12 protein-coding genes are annotated in these 17606 nt (G+C 65.8%); 6 read left to right on the forward strand and 6 right to left on the reverse strand.

The genetic code is table 11. The features are described from left to right. The 4 genes from BM236_RS07985 to BM236_RS08000 all read left to right on the forward strand — a co-directional run. Positions 1-1048 (forward strand): glycosyltransferase family 4 protein (locus tag BM236_RS07985; protein WP_091122282.1); only part of this gene is annotated, 1048 nt, incomplete at its 5' end. A 203-nt stretch (positions 1049-1251) separates the two neighbouring features. Next, positions 1252-1926 carry a 2OG-Fe(II) oxygenase gene (locus BM236_RS07990; protein WP_175507601.1) on the forward strand — a complete coding sequence of 225 codons (675 nt, stop codon included), beginning with the start codon at positions 1252-1254 and terminating at the stop codon, positions 1924-1926. Positions 1927-1981: 55 nt separating this feature from the next. Next, the gene (locus BM236_RS07995; RefSeq protein ID WP_091122286.1) at positions 1982-2737 is read left to right on the forward strand and encodes a CDP-alcohol phosphatidyltransferase family protein; all 756 of its coding nucleotides are present in this window, start codon (positions 1982-1984) and stop codon (positions 2735-2737) included. A gap of 148 nt (positions 2738-2885) precedes the next feature. After that, entirely contained in the window at positions 2886-3314 is a 429-nt protein-coding gene (locus tag BM236_RS08000; protein ID WP_091122287.1) for an acyltransferase, read from the forward strand. 6 nt (positions 3315-3320) lie between these two features. Here BM236_RS08000 and BM236_RS08005 read toward each other — a convergent pair whose 3' ends face one another. The 4 genes from BM236_RS08005 to BM236_RS08020 are packed head-to-tail and all read right to left on the reverse strand — an operon-like array spanning position 3321 to position 8097. Then, positions 3321-4805 carry a lipopolysaccharide biosynthesis protein gene (locus tag BM236_RS08005; protein ID WP_281247633.1) on the reverse strand — a complete coding sequence of 495 codons (1485 nt, stop codon included), beginning with the start codon at positions 4803-4805 and terminating at the stop codon, positions 3321-3323. After that, positions 4802-5878, reverse strand: a complete 1077-nt coding sequence (locus BM236_RS19325) for a polysaccharide pyruvyl transferase family protein (RefSeq protein ID WP_245750208.1) — start codon at positions 5876-5878, stop codon at positions 4802-4804. Before BM236_RS19325 ends, BM236_RS08005 begins: the two co-directional genes overlap by 4 nt. Beyond that, positions 5850-7154: a Coenzyme F420 hydrogenase/dehydrogenase, beta subunit C-terminal domain gene (locus BM236_RS08015; RefSeq protein WP_091122293.1), complete on the reverse strand. Its 1305-nt coding sequence runs from the start codon at positions 7152-7154 to the stop codon at positions 5850-5852. Before BM236_RS08015 ends, BM236_RS19325 begins: the two co-directional genes overlap by 29 nt. A 4-nt stretch (positions 7155-7158) precedes the next feature. Beyond that, positions 7159-8097, reverse strand: a complete 939-nt coding sequence (locus tag BM236_RS08020; protein ID WP_091122294.1) for an arsenate reductase/protein-tyrosine-phosphatase family protein — start codon at positions 8095-8097, stop codon at positions 7159-7161. An 18-nt stretch (positions 8098-8115) separates the two neighbouring features. Here BM236_RS08020 and BM236_RS08025 point away from each other — a divergent pair, with 18 nt between their 5' ends. After that, positions 8116-9579, forward strand: a complete 1464-nt coding sequence (locus tag BM236_RS08025; RefSeq protein ID WP_175507603.1) for a tyrosine-protein kinase domain-containing protein — start codon at positions 8116-8118, stop codon at positions 9577-9579. 136 nt (positions 9580-9715) lie between these two features. Beyond that, positions 9716-10921 (forward strand): hypothetical protein, encoded by a 1206-nt coding sequence (locus tag BM236_RS08030; protein WP_139230055.1) that lies wholly within the window; start codon positions 9716-9718, stop codon positions 10919-10921. On the opposite strand, the gene BM236_RS08035 is transcribed toward BM236_RS08030, so the two are convergent. Both BM236_RS08035 and BM236_RS08040 read right to left on the reverse strand, forming a co-directional pair. Beyond that, positions 10872-11807: a glycosyltransferase family 2 protein gene (locus BM236_RS08035; protein WP_091122299.1), complete on the reverse strand. Its 936-nt coding sequence runs from the start codon at positions 11805-11807 to the stop codon at positions 10872-10874. The two genes, BM236_RS08030 and BM236_RS08035, sit on opposite strands and share 50 nt — an antisense overlap. After that, a complete protein-coding gene (locus tag BM236_RS08040; RefSeq protein ID WP_217645265.1) occupies positions 11804-16723 on the reverse strand; it encodes a PKD domain-containing protein in 4920 nt (1639 codons plus the stop codon). Before BM236_RS08040 ends, BM236_RS08035 begins: the two co-directional genes overlap by 4 nt. Between the last annotated feature and the right edge of the window lie 883 nt (positions 16724-17606).

Here is a 17606-nt window from a genome sequence, read left to right on the forward strand (position 1 = left end):
CGACGACCAGCAACGCGCTGCTGCTGAGATCTGGTTGCCAACCGACCTTGCGCATGGCCAGCGCCCGCTGTGCCGGGAGCTGGAAAGCCGGGGCGCAACAGTCCGCCACATCGACCTGCCCATCCTGCGTCGTTCGCACCGAACGCCGAGGCATCTGCTCGCGCTGCTACACCGCGTGATGTCGCTGATGAGCGTTCTCCGTGCTACGAACGCGGACACCGTCTACTGCACGACGAGCGCAGCGTTTCTCGTTGCGCCGATCGCCCGACTGTGTGGGGTACCGCACGTCCTCGGCCACGTTCAGGAGATATGGAAGGGCAACGACAGACGCATTCTCGGACTCCTCGCATTTGCTTGCCATCGCCTCCTCGCCATCTCAGAAGCGGTCGCGATCAGCGTCGGCCCACGGTTGAGGTCGCGCGTCACGGTCGTGCCGAACGCGTCGGTCGGCCCCGCAGACCCGTGGCCGTTGGACGGCAGGCGTGGCCCGTTGACGTTCCTCGTCGCCAGCCGTTGGAACGCTTGGAAGGGGCACCAGACGCTGCTAGCTGCTTGGGGACTCGCCGGCTGCCCAGGCAGGCTCGTGATCCTCGGCGGCATGCCGCCCACCGGCGAGGCGACCGATGTCGAGGCTTTGCGTGCGAAGCTGCCGGACCCCGACTCGGTCGATGTAGTCGGCGAGGTCGAGGACGTCGAACCTTACTTGCGCGACGCCGACGTCATGGTGGTGCCGAGCGACCATCCCGAGCCGTTCGGGCTGGTTGCGACGGAGGCCTTCGCCCAGGGACGCCCAGTCATCGCCAGCGCGGGCGGCGGACTGCTGGACATCGTCACTGACGGCAGCGACGGATGGCTGTACCCGCTCGCTGACGCTCAGGCGCTCGCTGCGGTCCTCACAAGCCTCGACCGGCGGGCCGTTACGGCGGCCGGCGCACAGGCGAGGCGGACCTACCTCAAGCGCTTCACACCCGAGCACTTCGCCGTTCACTGGCGATCTGCGTTCGGATCCCGCGCCGCCCAAGCAGCCGCGGCGGCTACCCGAGCATGAGGTTTCGTACCCAACCTTAGGGAGGCGTCCGACTCGCCATCCCCAGTGACAGCCTGTCGGTCCAAAGTGAGGTCAACTTCAGCCGCCCACACACCTGGGGACCAGTCATGTTCAACTCTTGGATCGACCGGGGCGAGGAGCTCAGGTCCGCCTTCTACGCCGGGGACCCCTTCCCGCTGCTCCTCATCGACGACTTCCTCGATGTGAAGACCGCCGAAGGATTGCTCGAAGAGTTCCCCGCGCCCGACGCCATGCCGAAGTCACGGGACTACATGTTCGGCGACAAGCGCGAACTGTCCAGCGTCGCGGAGCAGGGCCCGACCTCGCGAGCGTTCTATGACGCGTTGATGAGCGAACAGTTCAAGTGTTTCATCTGCCAGCTGACGGGCAAGGACCTCATCGTCGATCCTGCCTTTCATGGCGGAGGCTTCCACCAGAGCGGGGACGGCGGACACCTCGACACCCATGTCGACTTCAACATGCACCCGCTCCACGACAACTGGTTGCGGACGCTGAACATCCTTCTCTACCTGAACAAGGACTGGAAGCCGGAGTACGACGGCCGGCTCCTGATCAAGGCCAAGCCCGACGATGAACCGCGCGCGATCGAGCCGTCGTTCAACCGCGGTCTCTTGATGCTCACTGACGACCACACCTTCCATGGGTTCAAGAAGATGAGCCTGCCCCCGGGCGTCACGCGCAAGTCGATCGCTACCTACGCTTACGAGCTCGTCGAGGTGGGGAGCACCGTCCCACGGACGACGGGTTGGGCTCCCGAGGAAGGCAACGTGCTCAAGAAGTCCTTCGCCCGGCACTACAACACCGCCGTCAAGGTCAAGACCCGATTCTTCGGCAGCGCCACCGCCCGCAACCGGTGACCGAGCTGGACGTGAGCCCGAGCAGCGGATCCGATGCACTCATGGAGCCTTAGCCATGACCACCGTGAGCGCCACTCACGCCCGCACGTTCCGGGCCAACCTGGCTGAGTTGCGTGCAGCGCAGAAGCCTTCGTCCGGGACCGCGGCGTACGGCCGATACGTCAACCGGCCAGCGGGTCGGGTCGTGGCAGCGGCGTGCCACCGCATCGGGCTTACGCCAGACCAGGCGACGGCCGTCAGCGCGGCACTCTCGGGCGCAGGTATCGCTTTGCTCGCCGTGAGCTCGCCGTCATGGGGGCCTCTCGTCGCGGTGCTGTTGGCATTCGGGTACGTCATGGACTCAGTGGACGGCCAGCTGGCGCGCCTTCGCGGCCGAGGCTCGCTTCGCGGCGAATGGCTCGACCACACCGTGGACTGCTTCAAGACCAGCAGTCTGCACCTGGCCGTCGCGATCGCCTGGTTCCGGTTTCCTCCGGCAGACGATCATCGGGTGCTGCTGATACCACTCGCGTTCTCGGTGGTGCAGTCGGTGACCTACTTCGGTCTGATCCTGGTGCCGTTCCTGCGAGCGACTCGTGACCCGACCCGCGCAACGCCCCGCACAGAGCATCCGCTGCGGAAGTGGTTGATCCTTCCGACCGACTACGGCGCCTTGATCTGGTTGTTCGTCCTCACCCCCTGGCCCGAGGTGTTCCTGCCCACCTACACGACGCTGCTGGTGCTGGCGGCAGCGATGCTCGGACTTGCACTACGGAAATGGTGGCTCGAGCTCACCGACCCTGCTGACACGTCAGTAGCGAACGGGGGCTGATATGAGTCCTCTGGCCGCTCAACCGCTCCGGCACGTTCGTAACCGGCTCAGCAGCTACTCGCGGGGCTATCGACTCTTCGGTGCCTTTCTGGTTGGCCGCGTGCCAAACCACGCGTTCCGACTCTGGTGGTACCGCAACGTCCTGGGCATGAGGATCGGTGCGCATACCTCCTTCCACTGGCGTGCGACGTTCTACCAGCCCGACGGGGTGAGGATCGGCGCGCACACGATCATCGGCAACGACTGCTTCTTGGATGGGCGGCGCACCCTCGTGATCGGGGACAACGTCAACATCGGCGGTCATGTCCAGATCTTCACGCTCGAGCACAACCCCGACGCCCACGACTTTGCAGTCCAAGGTGGGCCGGTGGTCATCGGCGACCGCGCCTACGTCGCGACCCGTGCCACCATCCTGCCAGGCGTGACGATCGGCGAAGGTGCTGTGGTGGCGGCCGGGGCCGTCGTGACCAAGGACGTTGCGCCGTACGCAATCGTCGGTGGCGTTCCGGCAAAGTTCTTGCGGGAGCGATCTCGGGATCTCGACTACGTGCTCGACTTCCATCTTCCCCTGCAATAGGGGGAGTTACCTCCGCCGCATAGCCGTTCGCGTCGCCGCGAAAACCATCATGGCATCGGCGCGTATCGGCCGCACGCAAGCGACCAGCAGCGCATAGCCGCTCAGACCACACCCGATCGATGCCAGCAAACTGAGAACGGCGGGCACGGAGTCGTCCGAGATGGACGCCCCAGCCCACGCGCCCATCGCCGTCACACTGGTGATGAGGGCGATGCGGCCGGCGCCTGAGTACAGCGGCGCCACCCTGACATTGGCATGGCGGGAGAGCCACCAGAACGAGATCGGCCACGACAGAGCCGGCGCGATCGCATAGCCGACGGCGACGCCGACCACCCCCCAGCGACTGCCGGCCACGACGCACAGGACCTTGATGACGGCAGAGACGACCGAGTAGTGCATGAGGTCTCGGGTCAGCCCCTGGGAGACGTACACCCAGTAGCCGACGAGCGAGAGCGTCTGAAACGCGCCGGCGAGCGCGAGCAGACTGAGTATCGTCGCAACGTCCCACTTCGGGCCCAGCATCACGTCGACGATCGGCTCGGCTCCGCCGATGATCAGCCCCAGACCTGCCACGACCGTGCAACCCAACGCGAGTTGTCCTCGCTCGACGTATCGCTGGCTGCGGCCCGGATCATCCTGCACCCGCGCGAGAAGCGAAACACCCACCGTTCCCGTTGAGCCCCGTAGCTGACCCAGCGGACTCATCACGAGCTGGAAGGCACGGTTGTAGAGACCAAGAGGTCCGGCGCCCAGTCGGCTGCCGATGATGACGGAGTCGGTGTTGTTTGCGACGTAGCCGATCAACTGCGAGCCGACGATGGTCCAGCCGAACTTCAGGAAGTCCCCCATGGGCACGTCTCGACGCGGTCGCCCAGGCAGCCAACCCGCACCGACAACGACGAGAACGAGGACGGTCAGGTACTGGGTCAACAGTTGTGCCACAAGGGCCCAATGACCCGCGCCTGCTACGGCTAGCGCAGTCGCGACCAATAGCCCGACGACGGGCGCCGCAGTATCGGCGACGACCAATCGGCCGAAGAGCATGCGGCGAGTGAGATCTGCTCGGTACTGCGTCGCCATGCCATTGAACAGGAACATGAGCGCGAGCACCTTGGTCATCGGCACCAGCACAGGTTCATGGAAGACGTCGGCAACTAGCGGGGCCGCCACGAATGCCAGCAATGCCAAGCCCGATCCGATGCAGCTGTTGAGCCAGAACAGATTGTCCCGCTGCTCGGGGGTCAACACCTTCGCCTGGATCGCCGCCGTTGACAGTCCCATGTCCCGAAAGATCTCAGCGACCGCCACTACGGACAGCACCATGGCTAGCAGGCCGAAGTCGCGCGGGTCGAGCAACCGAGCGAGGATGACGACAGCGAGCACTTGGACGACCATCCGGACCAACTGGCCACCCATGACAACGAACCCTCCGCGCAACGCACGCCGGCCGAGTCCGCCGTCACTCGCCGGCTCCGCGGCCGAAACGGTCACGACAGGTGCCGTAGGGCGGTGATGGCGGACTCGATGAGGCCCTCCGCCCGCCGCCGGACGCCGGCCGCCTCTGAACGGGCGATCCCGGCTTCCACGATGGCGACGACCCGATCCTGTGGCCGCGGTTCGCTGCGCAGGTCGACGCTGTGGCCCCATCCGAGATCTGCGAGCAGAGGAGCGAACTTCCGGGAGTAGGCCAGCGGGATCGCGGGAGTGCCGACCGACAGAGCGTTCAGGCAGGCGTGCATGCGCGACCCGATGACCAACTGACTCCCTGCAAGGAGCTCACGCACCTCGTCCAGGGAGGAGGGGATGACGGTCTCGCCGTCATGCCCGACCACCTCCGCGAACTCCTTGATGGCCGGCACATCGTTGTCTGCGACCGGCGAATCCACGACATGGGCCAGGAGCGTGACCTTGCGGCCACCCTTGCGCATCTCCTCGTAGACGTCCTGCACCACCGAGCGATAGTGCTGGCTGTCAACGTGAGGGCCCGGTTGCCAAAGCAGGCCGGAGATGTTGAGCACCACGTCCCGCACGGTTTCCGTCTGCGGCTGTCCGAGGGCGAAGACCACGTCCGTCGAGCGGACGTCTACAGGGCGACCGAGTCCCGCCGCCGCGCTGGCGCTGGCTGAGTCGCGTGCCATAGCCATTGCTGCGATCGCCAGGGTGCGCCGCGCGAGCATGCGGCCTCGTCGAGTCTCGAACGGCCCGATCGTCTGGGGCGCTAGGACGTACGGCCGGCGCGCGCGGTGAACGGCCTCGGCTACCAGACTCATCGTCGTGTGTCGGCGCAGTCCGTAGATGTCGGTGAAGCTGTCACCCGCGCGGAGGTCCACGACCAGGTCGAAAGTGCGCAACCACTCGACGACCCCGTGGGACGGCCGCACGAGCTCTTCAATAAGGGGACGAGGCCCCCCGATGCGCATGGTGCCCGCCCTGCTACCGAAGCTCAGGAACGAGATCTCCGCGTCGGGCCAAACTCGGCGTACCAACGCCGAGGTTCCGGCGCCGAGCGCCCTGACCCCCAGGTTGGCCGACTCGTCATCCGCCCAGAGAACCAGTACTCGCACGATCCCTCCGATCGGTGTCGTCGGGCACGGGGCTCCGGCGAGAGGCGACGATTCGGCGTCGTCCACCGCGCGCGGCGCGGAGGTTCTCGCGGACATCCCGCGCGGCTAGCGCAAGGAGGCCGAAGCCGTGGTAGCGAGGCACCCGACGCCCCGCCGAAAGGCACCCCGCCAGCCGGCCGGCCAGAGAGGTCCGTCGCTTCCGTTGGGATGGCTGTACCGCCGCGACCTCGTCCGCTCCCACCTCGTCAGCGATCAGGACGCCTGCGGCGATCGCGCGTCGCACCACATCGGCGCCGCGCTCGGTCCGAGCGGTGACGGCACTTCGACCGTCACCTTCGGTGAACAACGGATAGCCCCGCTCGTCGATGTCCCAGAAGTCGCCGGCGACGATGTCCGCGGATTCGCCAACGCCGTCCGCGCACAGCTTGCAGCGCCATTGCATGGTCGGCCCGAGGTGCTTTCCCCAGGACTCGTCGTAGCTCATCGAGCGCACGGTGTTGCCGTCGGAGGCGACGAAAGCACCCGGCCATCCGTGGCCCCGATATCGGAGCGACGTGATGCCGGCGTCCGGTAGACCGAGCAGCTCGACAAGATCATCGGTGGCGAACTGGTTGGGCGTGCCGGCACAGAAGAACGAGAGAACGAGCGGCGCGGATCCCACGCGCTCGGCGAGAGCGCGCACGGCAGAGGCCTCGCACGGCTTGCCGATCAGTCCGTCGCTCGCCGCGAAGGTTGCACGGGCGGCGTTCGACACAGGTGCGTAGCGAGATCCCGCCGCGGCGAGCGCCTCTTCCTTCGTGCCGATGCTGACGGGCACCGTACGGCGAGCATCCAGGGACGGTCCCGCGCCCACGAACTGCACAATCTCGCCGTTCTCGACGAGCCAGCCCGCTAGTGCCGTCAGCACGCCCCCGCTCGACCCTGCGTGCCGGACAGCAGGGTCAGCAGCGTACGCGGCCCATACTCCGAGGTAGCTGCCGAGAAGCGGGTCGCGCTGAACGCCTCGGGGGTGGGGTGACCTCACCGACCTGCCGGGGCAAATGGCCGCGAAGGTTCGCGCTGGGTCCTCCGACGTCGTCAATGCCATGCCCGACGGGGGCCTCACTCGAACCGGTCGGCTGAAGCCGTCCAGCAATCGCATCTCGAGGCCGTCATCGAGAAGGCAACACGCGCCGCATCCGGAGCAGAGGTCGTCGGCAAGGACGCCCGCGACAGCTGCGTCGAGTCGCTCAGCAGGGCCTACGTGCTTGGGCCGACGACGCCAATGCAAGCCCATGGCGTTACCGGAGCGGCAGACGGACGGTCGACCTGATATCCGCCTCACTCTTCGGCTCGGATCCCACGATGCTCAACACGGAGTCGGGCTCTACCAGCCGCAGGAGTGTCTCCGCGGGCGCCCTCAGCTCAGTGAGAAACCGAGCGACGTCACGGTTGCTCGCACGCTTGAGGTCACGCAGATCGTCAACTTTCGCCTTCCTGACGACCCGGGCGGCACGCTCGCGAGGTGCCAGCTCAACCAAGTTCATGAGGCGGGTCGCGACGTCGGAACCACCGACGGCCGAACGCCCCACTCGTTGGCCGAGGGCCGCCAGCTCGAGCACGGTGAACGTGTACCGGACCGCTGCCGGTACGAGCCGCACAACAGCACTGCGGTGCGCCCGCTCCGCGGCGAGGACTATGTCCGCCTGCCGGATGTGCTTGGCTCTGAGCTGTCGCGCGACGTGGGATGACCCGTCAACGCCGAGCTTCGCCAGCTCGGATGCAACCGGACCGTCGATGCCTTCTCCCACCAACGCCTCCGTGCCGGCGCTGACGACGGTCACACCAGCCTCCGCGAGGCCCGGAGCAGCGTCGGTCCCCTGCCGCAAGATCGCCTCGATCGCCGGCGAGCGTCGAATGTTCCCTGTGCAAACCACGAGAATGGTCACCATCTCGGCGTATATCCCCCACTGATCGGTCCGTCGCGTGTCATTCGGGCAGGCTTCCGCCGTCGAACCGAGAGAGCGTCCCCATGACAACAATTCGCGCTGTGATCTCACCGTAGGCACCGCGCAGCCACGACGTCGCACACTGCCTGGCTTTCCCCAGTTTGGGGGACATGACGTCCGATCGCGCGACGCTTGGCCAGCAAGCGCGATTGCGTGCTCAATGAGTCGACGGGGTAGGCCCGCGCATCGCTGTGCGGCGCCTTCCGAATGGGGACTCGACTCGACGAACATACGTGGGAGAGAGGCTCGATGGATCTGCGCGAATACATCGCCGCCCTGCGCAAGCGGTGGTACCTCGTCGCCGCTCTCACACTTGTCGGCACCTTCTTCGGCGTCTACCAGGCCGAGTCGGCGGAGCCGCAATACCGTGCCACCTCGAAGGCATTCGTGTCCCTGTCTCGCGGTGCCAACACTCAAGAACTGGTTCAGGGCACCACCTACACACAGAGCCTCGTGCAGTCGTACGTCGCACTCGCAACAATGCCCGTGGTTCTCGATCCGGTCATTCAAGAGCTACACCTCCCCGTGTCGGCGAGGGCGCTCGCTGGTTCGATCACCGCAGCCACGCCCCTCAACACGGTGATCATCGAGATCTCGGCGACCACGTCCGACGCGGCACTCGCCGCTGACATCTCGAACGCCGTCGCTCAGCACCTCTCGGAAACGATCACAGATCTATCGCCAGAATCGGGTGCCGCGGAAACGGTGCGGGTAGATGTCGTCGCTCCAGCTGTTCCGCCTTCCTTCCCCGTGTCTCCGAACAAGCGGCTTCTGGTTCTCGTCGGATTCATCGGCGGCCTGGTCGCAGGAGTGGCGCTGGCGGTCGTGCGCGGCTTGTTCGACACCCGCATTCGCAGCGGTACTGACATCGGTCAGGTCACGGACGCAGCCCTGCTCGGAACCATCCCCGTGCTACGCGGGCGCATGGGGCGCGCCGTGACGGCGATCGCACCACGTAGCGTGGCCTCCGAGTCCTATCGGCGGCTGCAGACCAACCTGCAGTTTCTCGATGCATCGGCACCCGTGCAGTGCATCGTCATGACCTCGTCGGTGGGCGGCGAGGGAAAGTCGACCACGTCGATCAATCTCGCACTCGCCATTGCCGAGAAGGATCTACGCGTGCTGTTGGTCGACGCAGACATGCGTCGCCCTGCCATAGCGGACTACTGCAATCTCGAGGGGTCTGCCGGTCTGACGACGATCCTCATCGGCAAAGCCGAGCTGCATGACGTCGTCCAGAGTTGGGCGCAGCCGACCCTCGACGTCCTCACCCTCGGTGAAGTGCCGCCCAACCCGAGTCAGCTCATCGGCTCGCGGCCGATGCAGATGCTGCTCACCCGGATGCGCGAGGACTACGACTTCATCGTCCTCGACGCACCACCGCTGCTTCCTGTCGCCGATGCGACGATCCTCGCGCGTCTCTGCGATGGCGCTGTCGTGGTTGCCAACTGCCAGAAGGTCCACCGCGGTCAACTGTCCGATGCGCTGGCGACGCTGGAGTCCGTGGAGGCCCGGTGTCTGGGTGTCGTGGCCAATCGCGTCCGAGCCACCGCTGACGAAAGCTATTACGGCCACCGTGTGAGGAACAGCCTGTTCGGCCGATTCCGAGCGAACCTGGCCAGCCGGCGTGACCGAAGTGCCAGACAACCGAAGACATCGGCACCCGATATCCCGACGCTGCAGCCCGTGCCCGATTCCGGCCGGGACGAGTAGCGCCGTGGCGCTCCAGTTGGTTCCGCGCGGCGGACTGGGTGGTAGGGCGTCGGCGTCGCGCTCGCGTACCAGGAGGGCCGACTCTTGGGTGGTCCTTAACAGGTTGGTTGCGGCGGCACTTCCGCTTCTGATTGGGGTGAACGAACCAGTCGCCTTCTCGATCACCATTGGTGCTGCGCTCTCCCTCGCGCTCACCCCGGTCTGGATCGCGTCGGCCCGTGGGTTCTTCGGCGCCTCCGTTCTCGGATCGCTCGTGGTGGCGGCTCTCGTTGCCTCACCGATGGTGACCAGGTGGATGGGGATGACGCACCAGACCAGCAGCCATGAGTTCAGGGCTCAGATGGTCTTCCTCATGGGAGCGGCCGCATCCGTTGGCGCCTTGCTGTGGTGCCGAACGGTGCTGCCGACGGGGGTCGTCGCTGCGCTCTACGGGGTGGGAATGTTCGCGGCAACCGCCCTCCATCCCAATCCCTTGCTCGCGACGAACGTGTGGCGATGGGGTTTCGCCATGCCGACGACCGTGTTGCTCCTTGCGTTGGCGATGCTCGCCGGCAAGCGATGGTTCGAGCTGCTTGCGGTGGTATTGCTTGCGATGAGCAACGCGCTTGCCGGCGGTCGATCCGACAGCGGCATCCTCCTCATGGTCGCGGTGATCCTCGCTTGGCAGCACCGGCCCCGATTCAGCCACCGCTCGTCTTCGGCTATCACGGCTGTGGCACTCGTCGGGATGCTTGCCTATGGCGCCTATCGAGCGCTCAGCGGCGCGGCCCTCGAGGGCTACCTCGGCGAAGCGGCACAGGACCGCACCCAGGCGCAGATTGCGCTGTCTGGGTCTCTCATCCTCGGCGGCCGGCCAGAGATCGGTGCCACGGTCGAATTGCTCAGAACGAACCCGATCGGCTTCGGGCCGGGCACCGTTCCCGCTCCCGCCGACATCCTCGTCGCGAAGACCGGGATGTCGCGCCTTGGCTATGACCCGGACAACGGCTACGTCGAGCGGTACATGCTCGGACAGGGGAAGTTCGAGTTGCACTCATTGGTCGGCGACTTCTGGGCTGCTTACAGCATTGTCGGACTGCTGCTCGTGATTGCGATCGCCGTACTCGTGCTTCACTATCTCGGTCTCGGGCTAGCGAGTAGCACCGGCTCGGCTATCGGCTTCTTCCTTGCCCTCCGAACCCTGTGGGACATCGGTTTCAGCCCGATCGTCAGTAGCATCGACCAACTCATCTTGGCAGTCGCCGTCCTGCTTCTACCCGCCGTCCGCGGCCACAGATCCTTCCTGTCGGGTACTACGAACGGCGATATTCATAGACGACCGACCCCCATGCGCCGCGGATGATGCCTGCCCCCCGAAGCATGGTGCGCGTGCCCCGAGCATCGTGGGTGATCGAGCGGATCACACGGCCGTAGACCATTCGGCCCAATCCTGCCGCGACGCGAACGCACCCCCGCACTGTCTGGGCCACCCTTGCCAGCGCTCGGCCAGGCCCCCGATCGGCCAGATAGACGGCAGCGCGGGCGTCAGAATTGCCCATGCGTGCAACGCGGGCCGTGACCCAGCGCCGCGTCGTTCTGTCGCTGGGCACAGCGTCAAAGACGAGAGCCTCATCGCACCAGACGATGCGCCCTCCCTTGGCGACCAGCTGGCGCGTGAAGACCGTGTCAGAGCCGCCCGACAACCCGAAGCTCTCGTCGAACGCCAAGGACAGCGGACGGATCTGAGCCAGGTCCAGGAGAAGGTTGTTCGTCGCTGCCGTTCCTACCAGCGTCCCCGTCGGTCTGCGTGCCCTGTTGAAGAACCCTCCTGCCGTGATCCACGGGTCGAGCGGGCCGGGGAAAGTGGAGACTACCGGTCCGACAACGGCCGGAGCTCGGTATCGATCCCAGGTTGAGACCAGCCCGATCAACCAGCGCTCGGCCGGACGCTCGTCGTCGTCGATGAACACCAGGAGGTCCTGGGCTCCGCATTCGATCATTGCGCGGTTTCGCGCAGTCGCGATCCCGGGCCGAGGCTCGTGGACATAGAAGACTCGGGGATGCTCGGCAGTGACCGCGGCGACCACACGCTCAGCACTCGGCTCCTGATCGTTGTCGATGACCAAGAGGCGAGACTCTGGCACCTGGTCCACTTGCTCGATGATGCCGAGCAGCGCTTCCGCTAGTGCGGCAGGTCGTCGGTAGGTCAGCACCGCCACCGTGATGGTGCGTCCGTCGGCTACGGTCACGGCAGCTCCGAGACGCTCAGGTCGTCGAACGAGACAACGATCGGGTTGGCCCCAGTCGTCGCCGTGTATGACTTGAGCGACACCGACCCGGACGCTTGGTTCGCCGCAGTCGAGTTCGTCGTCGTGTACGTCCAGGCGGTCGGCTCTGTCGTGCCGACCTGCCATACCTTCACCCGCAGCGCCGTTGTCGTCGCGGAGGTGCTCTCCGTCTGGAATCGGACCCAAACCCGATCGCCCGGTGTGTACGTACGCCCGGCAAACGCATTCGTGCCGACCAGCGGGTTGTTGTCACGCGTCAGGTGGAGGCCGTAGGTGCCGTCAGGGTTGAATCGGAGCCGCGCTCCATACGCCGTGCTGCCGATCTTCCGTGTGTTCACCCAGGTCTGCAGCGTGCTCGAAGGCAGCTTGTCGAGCCCCACGCTGACGGCCACGTCGACGTCCCGTGCCGAGACGGAGGCAAGATCGGCTTCAAGATTCGTGCCGACCAGGGACTGGAGACCTCGATCTCCCGAGACCGAGAAGCGTGATGCCAGACCGATGGAGGTCCAGGCACCGCCGTAGTCGGCACTCCCCCATCCACTCGTGGCGCTCCGAGCGAACGAGTCAAGCGCCAGCACGCCGTCGTCCACTGTCACGACCGTCTCCGCGGTGTCGGTCGAACCGTCGTCGTCGGTCACGGTCAATGTCACGGTGTACGTGCCGGCCGCGGCATAGGTGTAGCTCGCCGTCTTCCCCGTCGCCTGATCGCTGGCGCCGTCTGTAGCGCCGAAGTCCCAAAGGTAGGAGGCGACCGTGCCGTCTGCGTCGCTCGAGCCCGAGCCGTCGACGGAGGCCTTGAGACCAGTCACCATGGGCGACCCGATGGAAGCGGTGGGCGACTGGTTTCCGGTGACTTCGACCTGCTGCGTCGCGACCCGCGCTTCGCCCTCGTCATCCGTAACGGTCAACGTCACCGTGTACGTGCCCGTTCCCGCGTAGGTGTAGGAAGCAGTCTCACCGGTCCGCGTGTCACCGCCACCGACCGACTCCCCGAAGTCCCACTGATAGGTCAGCGCCCCGCCTTCCGGGTCGCTTGAGGAACCCGCGTCTACCGATGCCGACAGCTTGTCCGCGGTGGCAGTGAAGGCAGCCACGGGCGGCTGGTTGCCGAGCACCTGGACATCGTGACTGACGGAGCGGCTCACACCGTCGTCGTCGGTCACCGTCAGGGTGACCGCATATGTGCCGGCAGCGCCGTACGTGTATGACGGCGTCTTGCCAGTACGCACGTCACCGGACCCCGTGGACTCACCGAAGTCCCACGCGTACGAGGCGATGCCGCTGTCATCGCTGGACGCGCTCGCGTCTGCCGCCACTGTCCACTTGGAGGCGGTGGTGGTGAACTCCGCGGTCGGAGGCTGATTGGCCGCCACCGTGACGTCGTGCGTCTGGGTGTCCGTCACGCCGTCACCGTCTGCCACGGTCAGCTTGATCGTGTAGGTGCCGGGCGCGGCATAGGTGTGAGAAGCAGTCGAGCTGGCCCCCGACTGCGTGCCGCCGTCGCCGAAGTCCCATGCGTAGTTCGCGACCGGGCCTTCCGGATCGCTCGACGCAGAGCCATCGAGGGTGACGCCAAGGTCGTCGGCGGCGATGGTGAAACGAGCGGTCGGGCTCTCGTTCTGAGTGCCCTTCGTGTAGAGAGCCGCCACTTGCGCCGCATCGACGGCAGTGTTGAAGAGCGCCACCTCATCGAGGTTGCCGTTGAAGTACCGGCTGCTGCTACCGCCCCACGTGGTGTCACCACCGATGCGCCAGTAGCCCGTGTACGACTGCGCTTCGGTCTGACCGTTGGTGCCGACCAGCTGGCCGTCGACGTACATGCGCATGCCGTCCGACTTCGACTGCGAGGACACGAGCATGTGCCAGTTGCCGTCGTTGTAGGAGTTCGGCGAAGTGATCGTGTTCTCCTGACCGGTCCACACGCCGAATCGGAGCTGACCGGTGTCGAGCATGTAGGTGTGTCGGTCGTAGTTGCTCGAGTCACCATTGCTCGCGTCGCCGAACCCGATCAGCTTGCCCCCACTTGTCGTCGACGTCTTGAACCAGAGGACGTTCGTGAAGGCGCCCGGGTTCGTCATCGCCGAGGAGTCCACGATCAGACCGTTGCTGCCGTTGAACGCGGCTGCCGTGCCGGCCTGGTGCAGGAGAGCACCGGGCTGGCCAAGCGTCACTCCGTTCCGGATGGCGCCGGTGTCGGAGCCGGTGAAGGACGAGTCGGCGGCGGTCGCTCCGGATGTCTCATCGAGACGCCAGTAGAACTGAGGATCAGCGGCGAAGATTGCCGCGCCATAGGCGTCGCTCGGCATCGGGTTCGGGTCGGTGCTTGTCACTGTGTGCGACACCGTGGCGATGGCGCCTTCCTCGTCGGTGACCGTGAGCGTCACCGTGCGCGTGCCGGCCGCGGCGTAGGTGTGCGAGGGCGTCATGCCCGACCCCGCCGGCGAGCCATCACCGAAGTCCCAGCTGTATGTCAATGGACCGGCGTCGGGATCCGCGGACTCACTGGCGTCGAATGTCGCGTCGAGTGCCCGCGTCGACGAGGTGAACGACGCAGTCGGAGGCAGGTTGGACAGCGTCCGACCTGAGGCCAGGTACTGCTGGCGGATTGTGGTCCGCGAGAGGGCCTGGCCGAACACCGCGACCTCGTCGATCGTGCCAGCGAAGTTGACGCTGCTCGGAACCGAGTCCCAGCCGTTGAGGTTGTCGCCACCGACCCGCCAGTAGCCGTTGTAGCTCTGCGCGCCGGTGACGTCAGCCCGCTGGGCCACACGAACCCCGTCCACGTACAACTCCATGCCCGCCGAGGAGAGCTGCGCCACGACCTGGTGCCACTGACCGTCTCGGTACGCGGCCGAAGAGGTCACGGTGCGCACCGCGCCGGGGTAGACACCGAAGACCAGCCGACCATCGTTGCGCATGTAGAGGTGTCTGTCGTAGCTGCTCGAGTTGCCGCTACTAGCACTGCCGAAGCCGATGATCTTGCCGCCCCTGTTTGTGGTCGTCTTGATCCACGCCTCCAGAGCGAAGGTGTTCGGGCCGGGAACAGCCGTGCTCGTGCTCGATCGCCCGTCTGACCTCCCCGCGAAGGTCGATGCCGGGTCGCTATCGCCGACGATGGCGCCGCTTGCGCCGCCCGTGACGCCGCTGTCGTTGGTGAGGTCGTAGCCGCCGCCGTAGTCGATCGACGTGCTGCCCGACTCACCCATGCGCCAGTAGTCGACCGGTGAGTCGTTGAGGATCTTCAGTGCATAGGACGACAGTGGTGCGCCGTCGGCAACCGTGACGGAGATCCAGTTCGATCCGGCTCTGTTGCCATATGGATCGACGGCTTCGACGCGGTATTGCTGGGTGCTGCCCGGCGTCAGTCCCGTGTCGATGAAACTGTTCTGCGGCAACTCCCAGAAGTGGTAGCCGGAGACTGTCTTCTCGTACACCAAGTTGCTCAGCGAGCCCCGGTACAGCCGGTAGGTCACCGTCGCGTTGTCACGGTCGGGGTTGCCTGGCCAAGCGACCCGGACCGTGCCGCCCGCGATCGATACCACGCTCGGGTTCCAGCCCCTGGAGCCATTCTGCGTGGGCGGAACCTTGTTCGGCGCGATCTCTCGGCGGGCGAACCGGACCAGGCCACTCTGGGCGACGTTATTCACGCGCGGGAACTCACCGCCGTAGAGGACGTAGTCGTCGTTGCCGGTGACCGTCCACACGGCCTGGTTGGCTCCCGTGAAGCTCCCGATGGACCAGTCGGGGTACCAGTCGAGGAACTCCGGACGGGGCTCACCGGGGTGGTCGGGGTAGCCGTAGATGTCGGCCGTGTTCGTGCCGCGGACGTCCTGGGTGACGGCGGTCGAGTGGTGGAACGTCCAGGGATCGGTCTGCGGGAACCCGCCACTGTTTCCACAGTAGTGCTTGTGGCTCGCCTCGTAGACGACGTCACCAACTGGGTAGACGGCATAGGTGTCGCCGTGACAGTCCTCGATCCACGTCAGACTTCCCGTGGCCCAGTCCGCCTTGAAGGCACCTTCGATGTTGCCGTGGCCGGCGTAGTTCCACGCCGATGCGTAGAAGGACGTGCCGTCAGTCTCGACGTCGAGGAAACCCGCACTTCCACCGCTGCTGTACACCAGATTCCCGACCGGGAGTGAGAGCACCTGACTGGTGGCGACATCGAGCATGGCCATTCCATCAGCGAATTGCGACGAACCGTTGACCTGGGTGAAGTTGCCGACGATGACCACCTTCGACTCGTCCGGCGACACCACGAGGTCCTGGACCCGATAGTCGGGAATCTCTGCGCTGAGCGGCAGCAGCGTCGGATTGGCTCCAGAGGCGCTGACTGCCGCCAATCGGGTCCGCGCTACGCCTCGCACAACCGTGAAGGCACCGCCGAGATAGACGGAGCTGTTGGTCGCATAGACCCCGTTGACCGTCCCGTTCGCGTTCGGATACCAATCCGTGAGGGTGGCGGTAGCGCCGTTGTTGGACAAGTTGAACTGAGCGACCCGACGTCGATTCAGCCCGTTGATGGTGCTGAAGGACCCCGAGATGTACAACTTCGTCTTGTCCGGCGACAGCGACATGTCCAGAACTGGCCCGTTGACACTCGGCGCGAAGCCGGTGAGGAGGACGCCCGTCGAAAGGTTGTAGGCGAGGATGTTGCTGCGCGGTGTCTCGTTGCTGCCGGCCGGCGATCCCGCCGGCCGCGCGCTGGTGAACTCACCACCGGCGTAGACGGTGTTGCCGACGATGACCTGCTTCCGCACGACTCCGTTGATCTGAACGGTCGGCAGCGGATCGGCAGACACGGTTGCCGGCGTCGACGAATCGGCGGGCTGGGTGTCCGCCGATGCTGGCGTCGCCGGGAGTCCCGTCAGGCTCACGACTGCAAGCGTGATGCTGGCTACCACTCCGAGGATGCCGCGTGATCGAGCCCTGTAACCGAGCATGTTGGAACCTCACAACTTCTTCGCCGCCGAGGCCGCCCGAGAGCCCAGGGATTTCGACCTTCTTGCGCAGATCGTGTCTGCCTGGCGGAGCGCGCCGAGCGATCCCCCCTGACGTTCATCGAGATTGATGACGCACCAGCATCACTCCCCGTCCAGCGCAGGACGGACGCCTCGAGCATCGATAGAGACGAGCCGCGCAACCGGGCGTGCGGACGTCGAGACACGGACCTGCGATTGATCGATGTGCCTCGTCGGACGAGTCGCGGAACAGTCGACCGTCGAACCGGTGATGAGGGTCCGTACGCGATGGAACGACGCGTCGTGGCCATCGATCCCACCTGCGGCTGGTTCAGGCGCGCGGTGCCTGTCCCCGGAACAACACGACGGAGTGCCTCACACCGAGGTCCAGCTCAACGGTTACCGAGGCTCGTTGGTCGACTGGTACGCGGAAGACCCAGGTCCCGCTAGCAGCCTTCCTGGCGGGAACCGAGCGGGGAAGGATCGCGCTCCCCGAGTCATTCGGCTGGCCGGGCGTCCTTGCGGCGCCGTAGTACAGATTGACCACCGCCTGCGTGAGGTCGAGCGGTCGCTTTCGATCGTTGCTGATCCTGAGCTGCACTTCGATCGCGGGGCCGGCGACGTCACCGGGAACTATCGCTTCGGACTCCACGGCGCGAACCGATGTCATCTCAGCGGTGATTCCGGGGCCAGGCCGACCAGTGTCGTTCATCGGAACAGGAGCCAACGTCTTGTGCGGCCCCCTCGTCGGAGCGACGCCGGGCGCGTGCTTGCCGTTCCTTGGCGCGGCACGCGGCGT

It is taken from the genome of Nocardioides terrae (assembly GCF_900112345.1).
GTDB classification, from domain to species: domain Bacteria; phylum Actinomycetota; class Actinomycetes; order Propionibacteriales; family Nocardioidaceae; genus Nocardioides; species Nocardioides terrae.